Genomic DNA, 18,464 nt, shown 5'->3' with positions numbered 1-18,464 from the left:
TACCCCGGCGCTTTGTTGGGCCCCCGATGACTTTGTCATCGGGGGCCTTTTTTTTCATTCGCGCGGGAGCTGGCTAGCGCGGGCGGGGATACTCCAGTTGCAGGGCGACGAAATTCGCGGTGGCGTGGCCGTAGCGGTCCTGGATTGCGGCCAAGGCAGCATCCAGCGCCGCTGCCGGCAGACCAGCGTATGGCGGCAAGTCATGGCGGTTGGCTGCTGGCTTGTCGTCCGCGCGCGTGGTGATGGTGTCAGCCTCAAGCCAGAGTCCGTGGCGTGAGCGCAGCGTTGCAGCCGTGCCAAGTGTCAGCGCCTCGGAGCGATAGGTCCTTGACCAGGCATCCGCCTGCAGCGCCAGCGCGATCTCGTCAAATCCTGCCGCCACGGTGATACCGATGGCCTCGTGCCGCCACCAGGCGAGGCGGTTCGATAGCGCGATGCCGATGCTCGCGGCGCCTAGCTTGAAGGGGGCTGAATCGTGGCGTGGGCTCCACTCCGTCACGCCGAGGCGCGCTGCGGTTGCCGCCGCCACCTGTTGGCCGGCAATCGCTTCGACCAATGCTAGCGACAGCGGCAGCGAGGCAGTTATGCCGCTCGAGGTGACAACGTTGCCATCGGCCAGATAGCGCCTGTTGCCCACCCAGTGGGTGGCTGGAAATTCTGTGCCGACACGGCTCATCGCATACCAATGTGTCGTGGCCGAGCGGCCATCGAGCAGTCCGGCGCTCGCGACCACGCGCGCGCCTTCGCAGACCGCCACGATGATCGCACCCCGTCCTGCCTGCGCGCGCAGCCACGCTAGCGTGGCCGGCGTGTCCTCATGATGCATCGCCGGCACGATCACGATATCGGCGCCTTCGGGAAAGGCGGCGTCGAAGGCCGCCACTGTCAGCTCGGCCCGCACGCGCAGGGCCGGCATCAAGGTGACGGTGCCGGGGCCGGTCGATACTGCATGCACGTCAGCCACGCTTGCCTCGCGCAGCACGCCAAACGGAATCACGAAATCGGTGACCTCGGTGCCGGCGTTGTCGGCCAGTATGGCTACCAGCGGTCGCGCGTGGCCGTCCTTCGGCGCGGGCAGCGTGAGCGTCGCCGGCAAGCCGGAAGACGCCGCGGATGCGGCGTGGCGTGCTTGCGCGGGTTCGGTCGAAGCGGGGTTTTGCGCGGCGGGCTTGAGGCAGCCGCACAGCGAGCAGGCGCACAGCGCGAGCGCGGCAAGGCGGGTCATGATGGCGTACTGCATGGTGTCCTCGGTTGGTGCGTTTCGTACCAGATGCACATGGATCGAATTTACCCTCCGCCGGGGCTGGCAAAAAGGACAGAATTGCCGCATTCTTTGCCATGGCTTATCTACAGCGAACAACACGAAAGGTGGTAGTGCTCGGCTTCGAGGGCGTGCAGTCGCTCGACGTCGTGGGGCCGATGGAGGTCTTCGCGGTGGCGAACTTGCATAGCCCCGCAGGCCGCCGCAAGCCCTATGAGGTCAGGCTCGCCACGCAAGCCGGTGGCGAGCTTGGGACACATGCCGGCCTGCGGCTGGCCGGCGCGGTTGCGCTTGCCGACTTGCCGGAGCGCATCGACACGCTGGTGGTCGGTGGTGGCAGCGAGCAGAGCCTGCGCCGCGCCGCCACCGACCCGGACCTGCTAGCCTGGTTGCAGGCGCGCGCCCGGCGTACGCGCCGCATCGCCAGCGTTTGCACGGGGGCCTTTGTCCTAGCCGCGGCCGGCTTGCTCGATGGACGCCGTGCCACCACGCACTGGAACGCCTGTGGCTTGCTGAAGACATTGCGCCCCGCGATTCAGGTGGAGCCGGACGCGATCTTCGTCGCCGATCCCCCCTTCTATACATCGGCCGGCGTTTCCACCGGGATCGACCTGTGCCTCTCGCTGGTCGAGGCCGATTGCGGCCCCGAGGTGGCGCTGGCGGTCGCGCGCGAGCTGGTGCTGTTCCTGCGGCGCCCCGGCGGGCAGTCGCAGTTCAGTACCGGCCTGCGCCTGCAGTGCAATGCCACGCCCAGGTTGCGCGCATTGCTGGCCGCCATTATCGACGACCCAAGGGGCGACCTGAGAGGACCGGTGCTGGCCGCCCGCGCAGGCATGAGCGAGCGTACCTTCGCGCGTGCATTCGCCAGGGAGACCGGAGAGCCGCCTGCCCGCTTTGTCGAGGGCGCGCGCGTGGAGCGTGCCAAAACCCTGCTGGAGGGCTCGGAGTGGCGGCTCGAGCGTATCGCCGAGCGCGCGGGCTTTGGTAGCGTGGACGCTTTGCATCGTGCCTTTCTCAAGCGCATCGGCGTCACCCCAGGCGAATACCGGGAACGTTTCGGGCCACCGGCGCGTGGACCCGCTGAAGCCACATAGACGCGGGACCGGTCATGCCTGCTACGCTTGCGGTAAAGAGCGGCTGCCGTGCCAACGCGCCCCCGCCGCCCATACCCATACCCATACCCACAGCCCAACAGGAGCAACAAGATGCCGAACCAAGACGGCCAACACGACGCGCGCCGCATGGCGCCGGCCACCGACCGCAACCGCGACGCCATCCTGGCCGTGCTGCGGCGGGTCTTGCCGCAGAGCGGCCTGGTGCTGGAAATCGCCAGCGGCACCGGCCAGCACGCCGCCTATTTCTCCGCCGCGCTGGCGGGGCTGACCTGGCAGCCGAGCGACCCGGACGCCGCGGCGCGCGAGTCGATCGCGGGCTGGGCCGAGCATGCCGGGCTGGCCAATGTGCTTGCGCCGCTGGCGCTGGACGTGCGCCAGCAGCCCTGGGGCATCGAGGCGGCGCAGGCGGTGGTGTGCATCAACATGATCCACATCGCGCCATGGTCTGCGGCCGAGGCGCTGTTTGCCGGGGCCGGGCGCTTGCTGCCAGCCGGCGGCGTGCTTTACCTGTATGGCCCGTATCGGCGCAATGGCGAACATACCGCGCCGAGCAATGCCGCCTTTGACGCGCAGTTGCGCAGCGCGAACGCCGAATGGGGCGTGCGCAATATGGAAGATGTGGCGGCGCTGGGCGAGGCCGAGGGCTTTCGCATGGACGAGCCAATCCCGATGCCGGCCAATAATTTCAGCCTGGTATTCCGAAAATAGGAACTTCATCGCCGCATGCAGGGGGATTGGGCCGCGCGCAATGCGTGGCCGAAATTCGGCAAAGCGCGATTGAGGACTGGCGCGCAGTGGGGCTAAGTCTTCGCTGAATTGTCTCTGAATTGTCTTTGCGCATGTCACCTTAAGCGTTGGCTTAAGACGCGGCGAACGTCCTGGCGGGCAATGCGTGCGATGTGGGCAATGCGGAAAATGCGGAAAATGCGGGAAATGACAGGCGAAGCCAGGCGGCGCTAATCGGGAAATGCGATCGTCCAGGGCGTCTTGAATAACCGGGGATATTGTCTGGAGATGTCTGGCTGGCCCTGCAGAGCGCCAGCCAGTTCGCACAAAAGTGGTGCGCGGCGGGGACCGGAGCACGGCGCGGATTACCGCGCGCATGTCCGGGCCACCTGCCGCGCTGGCCCTTGCGCGATCTACTTCGCGGCGACAGGCGCTTCTGCCTCGACCTTGACGGCCACGGCCTTCTTCGGCGCTGCCGGCTTGCGGGCTGCCTTCACGACGGCCTTCTTCGGTGCTGCTGCCTTCGGAGCAGCTGCCTTCGGGGCGGCGGCCTTCGGTGCTGCTGCCTTGGGAGCTGCTGCCTTCTTGGCGGCGGCCGGCTTTGCAGCCTTCTTTGCCACGGCAGCCTTCACCACCGGCTTCTTCGCAGCCGGCTTGGCCTTGGCCTTTTGTGCAGCCAGCTTTTCCTTGGCGGCTTGCTTCTCAGCCAGCACAGCCTTCTTGGCGGCTTCAGCTGCGACCTTGATTTCGCGCTTAGCAGTTTCGATCGCCTTCTTTGCATCAGCGCGCAGCTTCAGCAGGCCCTTCTTTGCAGCGGCCAGTTCGCGAGCCAGCACGCTGGCCTTCTTCGCGGGAACTGCTGCCTTCTTGGCGGCTGCCGGCTTGGTCTTTGCTGCTGCGCTGGTTGCGACTTTCTTTGCTACGGCCATTTGTATTTACCCGTTAGTTGTGGAGCGCGGAGTATAACCGGTCGCGCGACATTGCTCGCGCGGCGTGAATTAACTGCGCGAATTTCTGGTATGAATGCGTGCGCGGATACAACATGTCTTGCACGGCGACGGCATCGGCATTGGATGCGAATAGGGGGTACGTATTGCGTTTAACGCGTATTGACCTGGACTTTGATGCCGTCGGCCAGCACGGTAATGGCGCCCGGCTCGACGTCTTTGCCGGCAACGTGCAATTCTTCCGGCTTGAACGTGTAAAGCGGGTAATCGCGCAGCAGTTGCTGCGCCACGACGGCGCCGATGGCGTTCAGTTGCTCGCCGTATTGCGCCGGCATGCCGGCAACCTGGACGCGTTCGACGGAAGGATTGTCGAGCAGCACGGCGCGTTTGGCCGGGTCGTACCTGAGCCCGCTGCTCAGTGAAAGCGTGCCGTTGATCGGTGGCGCGGGCAGCAAGGTGTTGCTGACCTGTGCATCCATCTGGGTGGTCACGCGGTTGTTGGCTTCGTCGAGCAGCAGGCGCGGATGCGTCAGCTGGACGTCGAGCACCTGGGCGTAGCGCAGCCTTGCCGGGAAACGTTTGTCGACGGCGTCCTGCAATTCCTGGCGAGAGAATGTGTAGTCGCCGGTCCAGACGTTATAGCCGGCCCAGGCGCTGGCGGCGAGCAGCATGGCAAGCGCGCCGGCGGCGGCAGCGGGCGCGGCTTTGAGCGTTGTCAGGGATTTGCGGGGCCGGGTGCGGCGTTGCGTCGTCGGCATGCTGCGGTGCCTCCAGGTTGGCGTCGTGCGCGTTATCCCTTCTGACCGCGCCTGCGCCGGCTTTGTTCAATCGTCCAATTGTTCAGTCTGGCCGCGGGCCATGCGCACGATCAATAGTGCGGCGGGAGTTCGTGCTGGGGGCCGTTGTCGGCGCCGCCCGTGCCGCTGGAGCGCATCTGCTGGTAAAGCGCCTGGAGCTGTTCCTGCAGCAGGTCGATCTGCCGCTGCTGGCGCGCCACGGCGAGATTGAGCGTGTCGAGCAGGTCGTCCTGGAAGGCGACCTTGATTTCTAGTTCGGTCAGGCGGGATTCCATTTTGTGTTCTCCGTTGGGCCGCGCATTGTAAGGCAGGTGCGGCGCAGCCTTTACTGCATGGTCAGCCTGGCCAGCCGGCCCAGCGTGGCGAGCGCGGCGTCGGTCCGGTCGTCGAAGTCGTGGCCGCAGTTGATGCGCAAGCAATGCCGGAAGCCGCCATGCGCGGAAAAAATCGGGCCGGGCGCGATGCTGATGCCATGCGAGAGCGCGTAGCGGTGCAGCGCAAGGCTGTCGGTGCCGGCCGGCATCTCGATCCACAGGAAGTAACCGCCAGCCGGCCGCGTGGCCCGCGTGCCCGGCGGGAAGTGCCGCGCGATGGCCTGCGCGAAGGCGTCCTGCCGCTGCATCAGCGCCTGGCGCAACTGCCGCAGGTGCCGGTCGTAGCCGCCCTTCTCCAAGTAGTGAAGGATAGCGGCTTGGGTTGGCGCCGCCACTGTCAGCGTGCTGGTGAGCTTGGCGCGCGCCACTTCGCGCGCGAAGCGTCCGGGCGCGGCCCAGCCGATCCGGTAGCCCGGCGCCAGGCATTTGGAGAAGGATCCGCAGTGCATCACCAGCCCCTGCGTGTCGAACGCCTTGGCCGGGGTGGGGCGCTTGTTGCCGAAGTACAGTTCGCCATAGACGTCGTCCTCGATCAGCGGCACTTCGAAGCGCGCCAGCAGCCGCACCAGTTCGCGCTTCTTGTCGTCGGGCATCAGGCTGCCCAGCGGGTTCTGGAAATTGGTCATCAGCCAGCACGCGCTCGGGCGGTGGCGTTCCAGCGCACGGGCGAGGGCGTCGAGCTCGATGCCTTCGCGCGGATGCGTGGGCACCTCGATGGCGCGCAGGCCGTGGCGCTCCAGCGCCTGCAGCGCGCCGTAGAAGGTGGGCGACTCGATGATGACCGCGTCGCCCGGGCGCGTGACGGCCGCCAGGCATAGGTTCAGCGCCTCCAGCGCACCGTTGGTGATGACGATCTCGTCCGTGTGCACGGTAAGCCCGTCGATCAGGTAGCGCAGGGCAATCTGGCGGCGCAGGCCGGCGTTGCCCGGCGTCATGTCGTCCACCGAACTCCAAGGGTCCAGCTGCTGGACGACGGCCGCCATGGACTTGGCGAGGCGCGGCAGCGGAAACAGCAGCGGACTGGGAAACGCGGAGCCGAGCGGCACCAGCTCCCGCTGCTTGGCCGACGCCAGCACGTCGAAGACCAGTTCGCTGACATTCAGCGTGGTGGATTCGTCCGCCGGTTGCGACGCGGCCTCGGGCTCGGGCGGCAGCACGCGGCTGGTGCTGGCCACGAAGTACCCGGAGCGCTGGCGCGCGATGATCAGCCCGCGCGCCTCCAGCAGGTAGTAAGCCTGGAACACCGTGGAGGGGCTGAGCCCGCGGCTGGCGCTGGCCTGGCGCACGGAGGGCAGGCGGTCCCCGGGCCGCAGCGTGCCGGCCTGGATCGAGTGCGCGATATCGTCGGCCAGCGTTTCGTAGAGCGTGCCGGGCGTGGCTTCCCCGTCTTTTAGCTGGGGGGTGTCTGGCTTGCTGGGCGGCATTGGCGATCCACTGTTTGGCGTATGTCTGATTTCCGGTAACTGTATCGTATCGATGCGTTGCACGACACAGCGCATGGGGATATTCCAATGCGGCAGATTTGCTGCGGCAACATGTCACGCCGGAATCCCACTGATCCGGTTGTATCGATCCGATCTGATCCTGTTCGGGCCAGCCTTGTCTCCTTAGCATTCAGCGCTGTCCGTAAGAGGCCGTTTCAAAATGAAGCGAAGCGGTTCTGGCTAGGCGCGCGGCCGCAGACAGTACAAGTGGTACGGCAAGGCCGCGCAACGACGCCAGAATCCTTTTGAAATGGCCTCTAAGCTATGGCCACCACGGCGCCGTCATGGGAAGTGCAAGGAAATCCATGGATCCCACGAGTCTGTTGTTAGCTACCTTCCTGCTGTCGGTCGGTGGCCTGTTTGCTTTCATCTGGTCGTTGCGCAAGGGCTTGTTCGATCTCGAAGCCGCCGGTGCGCGCACCATCTTTGCGCCCGGCGAGGTCGGCCAGCCCGAGGAGCCGTCGAGCGACGCGGCGCAGCGCCAGGCGCTCTGGGTGGGCGCGGCGTCCAGCCGGGAGGCGCCTGCCGCCACCGCCGCCGCGCGCGCCGATCTCGAGGCGGAGCTGGCGGCGCGGCATGAGGCCGATCGCTCCAGCGCCCTGCCGGCCCTGCTGATGCTGAGTTGTGCCGTGGTCTGGCTGGTGGTGGCGTCCGCCGCCGGCCTGCTGAGTTCGCTCAAGCTGCATATGCCCGACCTGCTGACCGGGCAGGCGTGGCTTTCCTTTGGACGCTTGCGCACGCTGCACCTGAACGCGGTCGCCTACGGCTGGGCGCCGATGGGGCTGCTCGGGCTGACGCTGTGGATGCTGCCCCGGCTGCTGCGCACGCCGCTGCTGGGCGGGCGCTTTGCCATGATCGGCGCGCTGGTCTGGAATGCGGGGCTGGTGGCGGGGCTCGGCAGCATTGCCGTGGGCATCAACGCCGGCCTGGAGTGGCTGGAGATTCCCTGGCAGGTGGGCCTGCTGTTCGCGCTGGGCGGGATGATGATCGGCCTGCCGCTGGCGTTCATGCTGCAAAAGCGCCGTGTGCATCATCTCTACGTGTCGGTCTGGTACATCGGCGCGGCCCTGTTCTGGTTCCCGGTGCTGTACGTGGTGGCCAAGATCCCGGGCGTGCATTTCGGCGTGGAGCAGGCCACCATGAACTGGTGGTTCGGGCACAACGTGCTGGGCCTGTTCTATACGCCGCTGTCGCTCGCCTCGGTCTACTACTTCTTGCCCAAGGTGATCGGGCGGCCGGTGCGCTCCTACAACCTGTCGCTGCTGGGCTTCTGGACGCTGGCGTTCTTCTACGGCCAGGTCGGCGCGCACCACCTGATCGGCGGCCCGATCCCGCCGTGGCTGATCACGCTGTCGATCGTGCAGAGCGTGATGATGATCATCCCGGTGACCGCGTTCTCGGTGAACCAGCACCTGACGCTCAAGGGCAATTTTGGCGCGCTGCGCCACTCGGCCACGCTGCGCTTCATCGTGTTCGGCGCCATCATGTACACGCTGGCGTCGGTGCAGGGCTCGTTCGAGGCGCTGCGCTCGCTCAACGCGGTGACGCACTTCACGCACTTCACGGTGGCGCACGCGCACCTGGGCATGTACGGCTTCGTGTCGATGGTGATCTTCGGCGGCATCTACTTCGCGCTGCCGCGCATCGTCGACGCGCCGTGGCCCCGGCCTGCGCTGATCTCGCTGCATTTCTGGCTGGTGGTGGCGGGCTTCTCCACCTACCTCATCACGCTGAGCATCGGCGGCGTGCTGCAGGGCCTGGCGCTGCTGGACCCGGCGCGTCCCTTCATGGAATCGGTGACGGTTACGCTGCCGTGGCTGCAGGGGCGCTCGCTGGGCGGCGCGTTGATGACGCTCGGCCATCTGGTCTTTGCCTTTCACTTTGCCTTGATGGTCTTGCGTCCTTCGGCGCTGGCGCAGACCGATCGCATGGTTTCCCAAGCGGCCGCCTGAACATGGAAAACGAACTCAAACTTGTGGGCGGGGCCATGGTCACGCTCTCGCTCGCCACCTCGGCCATGATCGTGGTGCCTTTCCTGCAGCTCAAGGATGTGCCCGCGCCGGCGGCGCTGGCACCCTATACCAGCGAGCAGCTGCGCGGGCGCGAGGTGTATCTCGCCAACGGCTGCATCGCCTGCCATACGCAGCAGCCCAGCTCCACCGGCGCGGGCCGTGCCGACGGCGCGCGCGGCTGGGGCCGCCCGTCCGTGGCGGCGGACTACCACTACGACAGCCCGCCGTTGCTTGGCACCATGCGCACCGGGCCCGACCTGTTCAATATCGGCGTGCGCCAGCCGAGTGCCGACTGGCACCTGGGCCATCTCTACCAGCCGCGCGCCTACGTGGCGGACAGCATCATGCCGGGCTATCCGTTCCTGTTTGAGCTCAAGCCGGAAGGCGCCGTCGGCAAGAGCGACAAGGTGGTCGCGCTGCCCGGCGGCACGGTGCCGCCGGGCAAGGTGGTGGTGGCCACGCCACAGGCGCTGGACCTGGTCGCCTACCTGATTGGCCTGCGCCACACCTACCCGGTGGTGGAGCAGGCCTCAGCGGCGGGCGCGACCGGCCAGGCGCCGCTGCGCGTCACGCTGGCATCCGTTTCGACCGCGCCGTCCAACCCGTTCGGTGCGGTCACTTCTTCTCAATCCACCTCCAGCCCGCCGGCGCCACGCGCGCCCGGTGCGCAAGCCAGCCACGATGACCCGCTCGCAAGCCCATAAGACAGAGAACGCCGATCCCGTCGAGCAGCACAACCCGGTGCCCAAGATCGTGCTGGCGCTGGTGTGCGGCCTGCTGGTCTGGGCCATCAGCTACATCCTGATCGAGCGCGCCGACGGCAGCGCCGCGCTGGGCGACCGGCGCGACCTGGCCGCGCTGGCAGCGCCGGCCGGGCAGGGCCGCCTAGCCGACGGCAAGCTATTGTTCGCCGCCAACTGCCAGGCTTGCCACCAGGCCAGCGGGCAAGGCATTCCCGGCGTATTCCCGCCGCTGGCAGGCTCCCCCTGGGTCAACGATGATCCGGAACGCCTCGCGCAGATCTTGCTGCACGGCATGACCGGCCCGCTGGATGTGCTCGGCACTACCTACAACGGCGCCATGCCGGCCTTTGGCGAGCAGTTCTCCGACCAGGAGATCGCGGCGCTGGCTACGCATATCCGCAGCCAGTGGGGCAATGGCGCCGCGCCGGTCGAGGCCGCGCAGGTGGCGGCGGCGCGCGCGGCTTCCGTCGCGCAAAAAGCACCCTGGCACGGCGGCGAAGCGCTGCAGGCATTCATGACCATGGGAGGTGTCCCCAAGCCATGACGCGTGCGTGGAACAAGACGCTGGCGATGGTTGCGCTCGTACTGGTGTTGGCCGGTGCGGCGGTGTTCGCCACAACACGCGGCTTGCGCACGGTCAGCGCCGACGGCGCCCGGCGCCTGGACCTGGCGCGCGCCCCGCGCGAGCTGCCGGCGCTGGCCTTGTTCGACCAGGCTGGCCGGCAGCTCGATTTTGGCGGCCCCACGCTGCAGGGCGAAAGTACTGGCAAGCACGACAGCCCCGTCACGCTGGTGACCTTCGTCTACACCCGATGCCTGGCAATCTGCCGTACCAGCGCGTCGGGGCAGGCCTGGCTGCAGCAGCAATTGCGCGAGCGCGGCCTGCAGGACCGCGTGCGCCTGCTGACGCTCTCCTTCGACCCGGCGCGCGATACGCCCGCCGCACTGTGGGCCTATGCGCGCACGCTGCGCGCCGATCCCGCCATCTGGACCTTCGCCACGGTGGCCGAGCCCGCGCGCTTGCGCGGCCTGCTCGACGCCTTCGGCATCGTCGTGCTGCCCGATGGGCTGGGCGGCTACTCGCACAATGCCGCGCTGTTCCTGGTCGACGCGCAAGGCCGGCTGGCTGCTGCCTATGACGTGGAGCGGCCGGACCTGGCGCTGGCCGACGTGCTGCGCAGCCGGCTGTGAAGGTGCGGCTTGCACCCGGCTGGCACGCCTGCCTGCCAGGCTTGATGCTGGCCGTGGCCGCGCTGTTGCGCCCATGGCTGGAGGCGACCATGGCCAGGCATATGGGCCTGGAATTGCCGCTGCTGGTACTTGCCGGCTGGTGGGCGGCGCGCTGTGCCGGGCCGCGGCTGGCGGCCTGGCTGGCGCCATGGAACGCGGCGGGGCTGCCGGGCCTGCTGGCAGCGTGGTGCATCGTCAGCTACTGGATGCTGCCGGTGGCGCTGGACGCAGCCACGCTGGCGGGCACCATGGGCATGGCCAAGGTGGCGAGCATGGTGCTGGCGGGGCTGCTGGCGCGCGCCTCATGGCAAGCGGCCGGCCCCGTGGTGCAGGGCTTCTTTGTCATCAACGGCGCCTGGATGATGCTGAGCGCCGGGTTGCTGTACCAGGAGGCGGAGTCGCAACTGTGCAGCACCTACCTGGTCGATGAGCAACTGGCGGCGGGCCGGGTGCTGGTGCTGTGGGGCCTGGCCGTGCTGGCCATGTGGCTGTTTGCCGTTGCCAGCCGGCTAGCGGTGGATCGCGAGCCGCTCACCTAGGCTTGCAAGACCACCGCGGACCGGACGGCATTGCCACGCGAATTGACGTGGTGCCGTTGCAATACGGCGCGGGCCTGGCGCTGTGCCTGTTGTTCGTGCCGTTCCAGCCGATCGCGGTGGTGCCCTCGGCGGGCTTCGCGCTGTCGCTCGGTTGGCTCGCGCTGGTGATTTCGGTGGGCGCCACGTTGCTGCTCTACCGGCTGATCCAGGCGGGCAACCTGGGGTAGCCCGGTCGCCTGAAAGCCAAACCGGCCCCGGCCGCTACGCGCCGATGCGGCGCGCCGCGGCCGGGGCCGGTTTGCAGCGTCGTGCCGCGTATCAGGCGTGTGCGAGCAGTTTTTCGGTGCGCCGCGCCGGCAGCGCGAGCGTTGGCACGGCTTGCAGCAGGGGCGCGGCAACGGTGCCCACCTCGAAACGCGCGGGCGCCTCCTTGGCCAGGCGGCGCAGCCGCTCCAGCCGGGCCTCCACGCGCGCGTCGGGCTGCGTGTCGAGGCACAGGGTAGACGGGCACGCCACGCCGAGCATATCCAGCGCCTCTTTGAAGTTGCCCGGCGTCAGGCCCTCGGCTGGATTCACGCTGACCACGTGCGGCAGCAGGTGCGCGTATTGCGGGTCTTGCATCGACGCCGTGTCGCAGGTCAGGATGGCAAAGGCCTGCGGTGCCGGGCGGTGCGCAAAATAGGCCGCGATGCGGGCGGCGTGGCCGCCGGGCACGTCGGGGGTCATGCCTTCCACCTGCAGGTCGAGCTGCTGCAGGATGGCGGCGGGAACGCCGCGGCGCCATGCCTCGGATACCACCACGCGCGCACCGGCCAGGCCGAACAGGCGCCGCACGAATCCGAGCGCGACGGGATCGAAGAAGCGGACGTCCCGCAAGGTGCCGGTGTCGGGGATTCCGCCCAGCCGAGCCTCGGAGCGGCTCGAGTAGAGGACACCGGGGACGTCAAGCATGATGAGGCGTTCGGACATGATTTCCTATTGGGTTGCAGCGCCGGTTGGCACGTTTGAAGATTACGACGCGTCCGGGAAAATATGGAGAGGCGGGAAGTGCCTAAGTTGCAACATATTTGTAACTTGAGATGCGACTTCGTAAAAATCAGCGATTCGCCCGGGCTAGTTGTTTCGGCGCGAAACAATTAGCCCGGGCGATTCCGGTGTTCATGAACCCGGCAAGCGGCGCCAGCGCGGCTTTACAGCATGCCGGTAACGGCTGCCAGCCGCTCGATGCTCCAGCCTTTGCCCAGCAGGATCATGCGCGTGTGCAGGTCGTCATGCACTTCGCGGCTGACTTCCTGCCCGAGATAGGTCAGCGTCTTGTAGCGCAGGTCCACATAACCGAGCACATGGTCCTTCGATAGCGAGTGCCACAAGGCATTGGCGCCGGCGGACTGCCGCGCGCCCGTCATCAGGCACAGGCCGGCGTCCAGGCCCCAGCGGTAGATCGCGGTGGCCAGCCCGCGGCGCTGGTAGGCCGTCTCGTACTTGGAGTGCGGCGCGCGCAGGTAGTGGTCGGCGCGCCGCCCCACCTCGATCAGGCGGTTGAAGACCGTGTAGCCCGCCAGGCGCTTGCGCGCCACGTCTTCCACATAGACGTAGTACTCGCCATCCGCCTCGCGGTAGCGGATCACCAGTTCCGGCGAGTCGGTAGCGATTGCCGGGATGCCGTGGAGGCGGTCGCCCGGCCGGTGCAGGCGGCCGTAGATGGAACCGAACTCCTGGTCGAGTTCGGCGGGGCGGTGGCTGACATCGATGCGCAGCTCTAGCCTGCGCGCAAGCCACGGAAGCGCCAATGCCGGCGCCATGATGGACATGTCGTTCTTTCTCCTGAAGGCGCAGCGGTTAGACCGGCATGTGCTGGAAGCCCCGCGCCAGGGCAAACACCACGACCATGAAGAAGGCCAGGACCAGCAAGACTTTGTAGAACATTGCTAATCTCCCAAATGAAAGGTGAGAACGTGAGACCGTGAAAACGGTGAAGGAACAAGGGCAAGGCGTGCGGTGGCGTCTCAGCACATGGCAGGTTCCTCCCACCACCCGCTCACCAGGCCTTCGGGCTTGCGCGCCGCCAGCACCTTCGCGCTCGCCGGCCATGCGTCGACCCTGACATCCAGGCCGGCGTACACGCCATAGCCAACGCCCGCGCGGATCTCGTCGCCCGCCTGCAAGCCTTCGCCCGCCTTGATGGCGCATTCGGCGACGATGGCCTCGAGCGCCTTGATGCCCCAGCCGGCCTCCAGATGCATGCCGCAGCGAATGGACGCGCCGCACTCGATGCCGTGGCCGGCGCGCACGGTGTGGCGGGCATCGATGACACCGCCGGCGCGGATGCTCTTGCCGCAGTGAATGGCCGCTTGCCCGATCAGGTCCTGCCCGGCTATCGCGCTGCCGGCGAGCGTGATCCTGCCGCCGCACAGCACATCCCAGCCGGCCTTGAGGTTGCCGCCGCCGTTGATCGCGTCCTGCACGTCGATGCCCCATGCGGCCTTGATATCGCCGCCCGCCTCGAGCACACCACCACTATGGATGCCGCCGGCCGCCGCGAGGCTGTCACCGGCCACGATGGCCCGGCCCGCGCGTATGCCGCCGCCGGCCTGGATGCTGCCCCCGGCGCGCAGCGTGGTCCCGACGTCGATGCAGCCGCGCACCACCAGCGAGCCGGCAAAGACCACGGCATCGGCATCGATGCTGTCCACGGCCAGCACCGCGTCGGTGGGGCCGAATTGTGTGAGCAGCCAGCAGGCGTCGTCAACGCGGCCGTCATCGACGAGGGCGTCGAGCAGGTGCTGGTAGTCGCTGCCGTCCTGGCGATTGCGGACGAACCAGCGGTAGCCATCGGCGCAGGGGCGCTTGGCTTTGACAAAATTCTTGGTGAGCTCCATGGCGATGAAGGCGTGCGAAATGAATGCCGCGAACGCGCTGCGGCAGGAAAAAGGGGCGCAGGGCCATGACCGGGCGACGGCTAAGCCGTGGCCCCGCGCTCAATCAGAGATTGATGAGAAAGTAGACGACGGCGACGGTGCCGATCGCACAGAGGGTCTTGTGATAGATCGAAGACGAAGACACGGCTTTTCTCCCAGGTTGCACATTGGACAAGGGGCGCGATGCGCGCCCTCAGGCAAAGTGCCGTGCGGGGAAAGTCAGGACCTGGCTGGTGTGTCCTGGTTTCCCCGCACGGCCTGGAAAAGCACGGCGGCGAAACCATAGGTGTTGACCGCGGCCGGTGTGGCGCGGAGCGAGCGCACGCCGCCCTTGGCCGCGCACGCACGCGTTGCCACCGCATGCATGGCATGGCGGCGGACTGCGTTGTGGTGCGAGGCGAGGAGCATGCGGTCTCGAATGAAGGGTGGAAAATCCTGGCAAGCGTGCTGCCGTTTTTTTTAAGGCAGCACGGACGCTTATGCCATATTGGGTAGGGATTGTCCAGCCAGCCCTCTCGCGGGCCGACGCGAAAGGGGGGCAATCTGGGCGCGCACCTCGGCTAGAATCGTGCGTCTTCACGAGAGGGGGCGCCACATGCTCGAAGCCATCGGCCTGGGCAAATCGTATGGCACGCGGGCGGTGGTGAAGGACGTTGCCTTCACCGTCGCTGGCGGCGAGATCACGGGCCTGCTGGGGCCCAACGGGGCCGGCAAGAGCACCACGGTAGCGATGCTGTGCGGCCTGGTCGCCCCCGATGCCGGGCGCGTCCTCATCGGCGGCAGCGCGCTGCAGGATGCCGGCGCGCGTGCGGTGAGGCTGCTCAAGCGCCGCATCGGGCTGGTGCCCCAGGAGCTGTCGCTCTACGAGAAACTGCCGGCGCGCGCCAACCTGGAATTGTTCGGCGCGCTCTATGGCTTGTCGGGTGCCTTGCTGCGCGAGCGCACCGCCCAGGCACTTGCGCTGGTGGGTTTGTCCGAGCGCGCGCGGGACAAGCCTGTGCATTTCAGCGGCGGCATGAAGCGCCGCCTGAACATTGCCTGCGCGCTGGTCCACGATCCCGACATCCTGATCTTCGACGAGCCCACCACCGGGGTCGACCCGCAAAGCCGCAACGCCATCTTCGACAGCCTCGAAGCGCTGCGCCAGCGCGGCAAGGCGCTGCTCTACACCACGCACTACATGGAAGAGGCCGAGCGCTTGTGCGACCGCATCGTGATCATGGACCACGGGCAGGTGGTGGCCAGCGATACGCTGGCCGGGCTCTATGGCCGGTTGCCGGTAGCCGAGACGCTGCAGGTCGCGGTCGACGGCGCGGTCGATGCCGCGCAACTGGCGCATGACTGCGCCGCGCACCACGTTCGTCACGCGCAGCAAAGCGCAGACGTGCTGACCATTGGCGTAGACGATCTCGCGCGCGCCGTGCCCGCGGTGATGGCCTGGCTCGCTGCCCGCGGCCACGCGGTGCGGCACTTGGCGTCGGGCCGGGCCACGCTGGAGGATGTGTTCCTGGCCCTGACCGGGCGGCAACTGAGGGACGGAGCATGAGCGCGTTGAATGCACTGCATGCCCTGTTCGCGCTGGTCCGCGCGGACTTGCGGCTGTATTTCTCGGATCGCAGGGCGCTCGTCATGGGCGTGGCCGCACCGATTGCCATCGCGGCATTCTTCGGCTACCTGTTCAACCCCGCCACGCAGAAGCCATCGCGCATCCCGGTGGCGCTCAGCGACCTCGATGACAGTCCCTTGTCGCAGAAGGTCGTCGCGGCGCTGCGGCAGGATCCCGCATTGCAGTTGCGCGAGCTGCCGGCCCAGGCCGCCGACGATGCGGTGCGCCAAGGCAAGGTGCAGGTGGCCGTGACCTTGCCGGGCGGCTTCGGCGAGGCGGCGCCGCGCGCGCTGTTCGGCGCGCGGCCCAAGCCGGTGCTGACGTTGCGCTACGACCCCTCGCAGGCGCTCGCGCTGGCAGTGGTGCGAGGTGTGCTGACCCAGCACGTGATGGAAAGCGTATCGCAGGCGGCCATGGGCAGCGGGCCGGATGCGGCCCGGCCGCTCGGCGCGCTGCGTGGCGCAATGGCAGCGAATCCGGACCTCCCGGCCGCGTACCGCCAGGATGTGCTGGCGATGGCCGACAGCATCGAGCGCGTGCAGCGGGCGCAGGCGGCGCGCGACGCGAGCGGGCCGGATGCGGCAGGCATGCCCAGCATGCGGATGGGGCTGCCGTTCGAGGCGCGCGAGCAGCCGGCCAGCGCGCAGGGCAGCCGTCCCTACAACAGCTACGCGCATGCCTTTGCCGGCATGGGCGTGCAGTTCATCCTCTTCATGGGCATCGAGTTTGGCGTGGGACTGCTGCTGATGCGCCGCCTTGGCCTGTGGCAGCGCCTGCGTGCCGCACCGGTGTCGCGCGCTGCGCTGCTGGGCAGCCGCATCGTCAGCGGCGCGCTGACGGCCATGATCCTGATGACGCTGATCTTCGGCGCCGCCATTGCGTTCTTTGGTGTGCGCATCGACGGCAGCGTGGCCGGCTTTGCCGGGCTGGTGGTGGCCTTTGCCCTGACCACCGCCAGCTTCGGCTTGCTGGTGGCAGCGCTCGGGCGCACGCCGGCGGCCACGCGCGGGCTGGCGATCTTCGCCACCTTGCTGATGGTGATGCTGGGCGGCGCGTGGGTGCCGGCCTTCCTGTTCCCGTCCTGGCTGCAATCGGTGTCGCTGGCCTTGCCCACGCGCTGGGCCGTGGACGGGCTGGACGCGATGACCTGGCGCGGGCTGCCGCTGCAGGCCGCGCTGGCGCCGATTGGTGTGTTGCTGGCATTTGCCGCGCTGTTTGCGCTGCTGGCGATCTGGCGTTTTGACTGGGAGGAGCCAGCGGCTAGCGCGTAAGTGTCCGGCTGCGCGCCACCTCCTAGAATGAAGGCGTCCTGTCCCCCACGGGAGATCCCATGCATCTCGAAGGTTCCTGCCATTGCGGCGCGGTCAGCTTCAGCCTGGAGTCCGGCTCGCCTTATCCGTTCATGCATTGCTACTGCTCGATCTGCCGCAAGACGGCGGGCGGCGGTGGCTATGCCATCAACCTCGGCGGTGACGCCGCCACGCTGAAGGTTCGCGGCAAGAAGCACATCGGCATCTATCACGCGGTGATGCGCGAGCCGGGCAAGCGCGCGCGCCGCTCGCCGGCGCAGCGGCATTTCTGCCTGAAATGCGGCAGCGCATTATGGCTCTGGGATCCGCGCTGGCCGGAACTGGTGCATCCGCAGGCGAGCGCCATCGATACGCCGCTGCCCAAGCCGCCGGAGGTGGTGGAGGCCGCGCTGGATTTTGCCGCGCCCTGGGTCGATGTGCCCAAGGGGCGGGGCCATGTGCACTGCGGCACCTGGCCCTCCGAGTCGCTTGCCGAGTGGCACAGGCGCCACGGCCTGCAAGGCTAGCCGCGCGCCAGCATGATCCCCGCGGTGGCGATCAGGCACAGGGCAAACGCCGCGCGCAGCCGCCGCTCCGGCATGCGGTGGGCGAGCGCCACGCCCCACGAGATGGTCAGCATGCCGCCGAGCGACAGCGGGATGCCGCTGGCCCAGTCGACATGGCCGGCATGGGCATAGGTGGCCAGCGCCACCACCGCGCCAGGCGTCACCAGCGCCAGCGCCAGGCCTTGCGCCGCCGCCTGCCGGAACCCGAACAGCCCGACCAGGGCCGGCGCCGCCACCACGCCGCCGCCGACGCTGAAAAAGCCCGAGAACGCGCCGCCGACCACGCCCAGCGCCGGAATCCAGCGCGGTGACAGGCGCGCCTGCTGCGCCGTGGCGGCGCGCTCTGGCAGCAGCCGCCAGAGGAAATAGAGCGCCAGGCCGATCATGAAGCAGGCAAAGATGCGGCGCAGCAACACGGCGTCGATGGCGGTGGCGAGGCGCGCGGAGGCATACGTCGCCAGTACCGCCGACAACCCGAGCACGACCGCCGTGCGCAGCGCGATGTCGGCGCGCCGGCGGTATTGCCAGAAGCCGATCAGCACATTGGGCGCAATCATCACCAGCGCGGTGCCCTGCGCCAGTTGCTGATCCATGCCATAGAGCAGGCCCAGCGCGGGAATGGCAATCAGCCCGCCGCCGATGCCGAACAGCCCGCCCACGGCGCCCAGCGCGCTGCCCAGGCCAAAGATCAACAGGGCCGACAGCAAGGACGGCAGCAGGGAATGGTCAAGCATGGAATACGGGAGGCGGCTCTAACGGCAACAGCGTGGCGACTGCATGGCAATTGCGTGCACTGCGGGGTGAGTGATAACGCCCCGTGCCGGCGTTGCGGAGGGGGGCAAAAGGCGCGAAGCGCG

Annotated in this window: 19 protein-coding genes and 2 pseudogenes; 11 read left to right on the top strand and 10 right to left on the bottom strand. The window is 67.8% G+C overall.

Annotation, left to right across the window (positions count from 1 at the left end; translation table 11 throughout):
- Positions 1 to 73: 73 nt before the first annotated feature.
- Positions 74 to 1,240 carry a DJ-1/PfpI family protein gene (locus tag F7R26_RS35125; protein WP_241754656.1) on the bottom strand — a complete coding sequence of 389 codons (1,167 nt, stop codon included), beginning with the start codon at positions 1,238 to 1,240 and terminating at the stop codon, positions 74 to 76.
- A 98-nt stretch (positions 1,241 to 1,338) separates the two neighbouring features.
- Between F7R26_RS35125 and F7R26_RS35120 the strand changes: the two genes are divergently transcribed.
- Positions 1,339 to 2,355, top strand: a complete 1,017-nt coding sequence (locus F7R26_RS35120; RefSeq protein WP_150985167.1) for a GlxA family transcriptional regulator — start codon at positions 1,339 to 1,341, stop codon at positions 2,353 to 2,355.
- Between the two features lie 111 nt (positions 2,356 to 2,466).
- Positions 2,467 to 3,084 carry a DUF938 domain-containing protein gene (locus F7R26_RS35115; protein ID WP_150985168.1) on the top strand — a complete coding sequence of 206 codons (618 nt, stop codon included), beginning with the start codon at positions 2,467 to 2,469 and terminating at the stop codon, positions 3,082 to 3,084.
- Positions 3,085 to 3,515: 431 nt separating this feature from the next.
- Here the strand turns inward: F7R26_RS35115 and F7R26_RS35110 are convergent, their stop codons facing one another.
- The 4 genes from F7R26_RS35110 to F7R26_RS35095 form a co-directional block, all read right to left on the bottom strand.
- Positions 3,516 to 4,031, bottom strand: a complete 516-nt coding sequence (locus F7R26_RS35110; RefSeq protein ID WP_150985169.1) for a fumarate hydratase — start codon at positions 4,029 to 4,031, stop codon at positions 3,516 to 3,518.
- A 170-nt stretch (positions 4,032 to 4,201) separates the two neighbouring features.
- Positions 4,202 to 4,720: a DUF1439 domain-containing protein gene (locus tag F7R26_RS35105; protein ID WP_253929698.1), complete on the bottom strand. Its 519-nt coding sequence runs from the start codon at positions 4,718 to 4,720 to the stop codon at positions 4,202 to 4,204.
- A gap of 197 nt (positions 4,721 to 4,917) precedes the next feature.
- Positions 4,918 to 5,121, bottom strand: coding sequence for a SlyX family protein (locus F7R26_RS35100; RefSeq protein ID WP_150985171.1), 204 nt, complete (start codon positions 5,119 to 5,121; stop codon positions 4,918 to 4,920).
- A gap of 50 nt (positions 5,122 to 5,171) precedes the next feature.
- Positions 5,172 to 6,644, bottom strand: a complete 1,473-nt coding sequence (locus tag F7R26_RS35095) for an aminotransferase-like domain-containing protein (RefSeq protein ID WP_193692215.1) — start codon at positions 6,642 to 6,644, stop codon at positions 5,172 to 5,174.
- Between the two features lie 365 nt (positions 6,645 to 7,009).
- Here F7R26_RS35095 and F7R26_RS35090 point away from each other — a divergent pair, with 365 nt between their 5' ends.
- The 6 genes and pseudogenes from F7R26_RS35090 to F7R26_RS35065 form a co-directional block, all read left to right on the top strand.
- Positions 7,010 to 8,656 (top strand): cbb3-type cytochrome c oxidase subunit I, encoded by a 1,647-nt coding sequence (locus F7R26_RS35090; protein WP_150985172.1) that lies wholly within the window; start codon positions 7,010 to 7,012, stop codon positions 8,654 to 8,656.
- A 2-nt stretch (positions 8,657 to 8,658) separates the two neighbouring features.
- Positions 8,659 to 9,270, top strand: a pseudogene (locus tag F7R26_RS35085) (cbb3-type cytochrome c oxidase subunit II); the annotation flags it as partial.
- A 127-nt stretch (positions 9,271 to 9,397) separates the two neighbouring features.
- Positions 9,398 to 10,003, top strand: a complete 606-nt coding sequence (locus tag F7R26_RS35080; RefSeq protein ID WP_150985174.1) for a c-type cytochrome — start codon at positions 9,398 to 9,400, stop codon at positions 10,001 to 10,003.
- Positions 10,000 to 10,650, top strand: a complete 651-nt coding sequence (locus F7R26_RS35075) for an SCO family protein (RefSeq protein WP_241754655.1) — start codon at positions 10,000 to 10,002, stop codon at positions 10,648 to 10,650. The genes F7R26_RS35080 and F7R26_RS35075 overlap by 4 nt, the downstream gene beginning before the upstream one ends.
- Positions 10,647 to 11,228 carry a hypothetical protein gene (locus tag F7R26_RS35070; RefSeq protein WP_150985175.1) on the top strand — a complete coding sequence of 194 codons (582 nt, stop codon included), beginning with the start codon at positions 10,647 to 10,649 and terminating at the stop codon, positions 11,226 to 11,228. Before F7R26_RS35075 ends, F7R26_RS35070 begins: the two co-directional genes overlap by 4 nt.
- Before the next feature lie 41 nt (positions 11,229 to 11,269).
- A pseudogene (locus tag F7R26_RS35065) lies at positions 11,270 to 11,449 on the top strand (EamA family transporter); the annotation flags it as partial.
- 97 nt (positions 11,450 to 11,546) lie between these two features.
- Here F7R26_RS35065 and F7R26_RS35060 read toward each other — a convergent pair.
- The 4 genes from F7R26_RS35060 to F7R26_RS35045 form a co-directional block, all read right to left on the bottom strand.
- Complete coding sequence (locus F7R26_RS35060; protein ID WP_170301818.1) at positions 11,547 to 12,197, bottom strand: HAD domain-containing protein; 651 nt, start codon at positions 12,195 to 12,197, stop codon at positions 11,547 to 11,549.
- Between the two features lie 221 nt (positions 12,198 to 12,418).
- Positions 12,419 to 13,039 (bottom strand): N-acetyltransferase, encoded by a 621-nt coding sequence (locus F7R26_RS35055; RefSeq protein ID WP_150985176.1) that lies wholly within the window; start codon positions 13,037 to 13,039, stop codon positions 12,419 to 12,421.
- Between the two features lie 195 nt (positions 13,040 to 13,234).
- The gene (locus tag F7R26_RS35050) at positions 13,235 to 14,107 is read right to left on the bottom strand and encodes a DUF342 domain-containing protein (RefSeq protein ID WP_150985177.1); all 873 of its coding nucleotides are present in this window, start codon (positions 14,105 to 14,107) and stop codon (positions 13,235 to 13,237) included.
- Positions 14,108 to 14,365: 258 nt separating this feature from the next.
- A complete protein-coding gene (locus F7R26_RS35045) occupies positions 14,366 to 14,554 on the bottom strand; it encodes a hypothetical protein (protein ID WP_150985178.1) in 189 nt (62 codons plus the stop codon).
- A gap of 187 nt (positions 14,555 to 14,741) precedes the next feature.
- On the opposite strand from F7R26_RS35045, the gene F7R26_RS35040 reads away from it, so the two are divergent.
- Genes F7R26_RS35040 through F7R26_RS35030 form a run of 3 tightly spaced genes read left to right on the top strand, consistent with a single transcriptional unit; the run spans position 14,742 to position 17,568 of the window.
- Positions 14,742 to 15,692, top strand: a complete 951-nt coding sequence (locus F7R26_RS35040) for an ABC transporter ATP-binding protein (RefSeq protein WP_150985179.1) — start codon at positions 14,742 to 14,744, stop codon at positions 15,690 to 15,692.
- The gene (locus tag F7R26_RS35035; RefSeq protein ID WP_150985180.1) at positions 15,689 to 17,023 is read left to right on the top strand and encodes an ABC transporter permease; all 1,335 of its coding nucleotides are present in this window, start codon (positions 15,689 to 15,691) and stop codon (positions 17,021 to 17,023) included. Before F7R26_RS35040 ends, F7R26_RS35035 begins: the two co-directional genes overlap by 4 nt.
- 59 nt (positions 17,024 to 17,082) lie before the next feature.
- The gene (locus tag F7R26_RS35030) at positions 17,083 to 17,568 is read left to right on the top strand and encodes a GFA family protein (protein WP_150985181.1); all 486 of its coding nucleotides are present in this window, start codon (positions 17,083 to 17,085) and stop codon (positions 17,566 to 17,568) included.
- On the opposite strand, the gene F7R26_RS35025 is transcribed toward F7R26_RS35030, so the two are convergent.
- The gene (locus tag F7R26_RS35025) at positions 17,565 to 18,341 is read right to left on the bottom strand and encodes a sulfite exporter TauE/SafE family protein (RefSeq protein WP_150985182.1); all 777 of its coding nucleotides are present in this window, start codon (positions 18,339 to 18,341) and stop codon (positions 17,565 to 17,567) included. The two genes, F7R26_RS35030 and F7R26_RS35025, sit on opposite strands and share 4 nt — an antisense overlap.
- Positions 18,342 to 18,464: the final 123 nt, after the last annotated feature.

Origin of the sequence: Cupriavidus basilensis (assembly GCF_008801925.2) — a bacterium.
In the GTDB taxonomy this organism is placed as follows: domain Bacteria; phylum Pseudomonadota; class Gammaproteobacteria; order Burkholderiales; family Burkholderiaceae; genus Cupriavidus; species Cupriavidus basilensis.
This window is presented reverse-complemented; position numbering and strand designations above follow the sequence as displayed.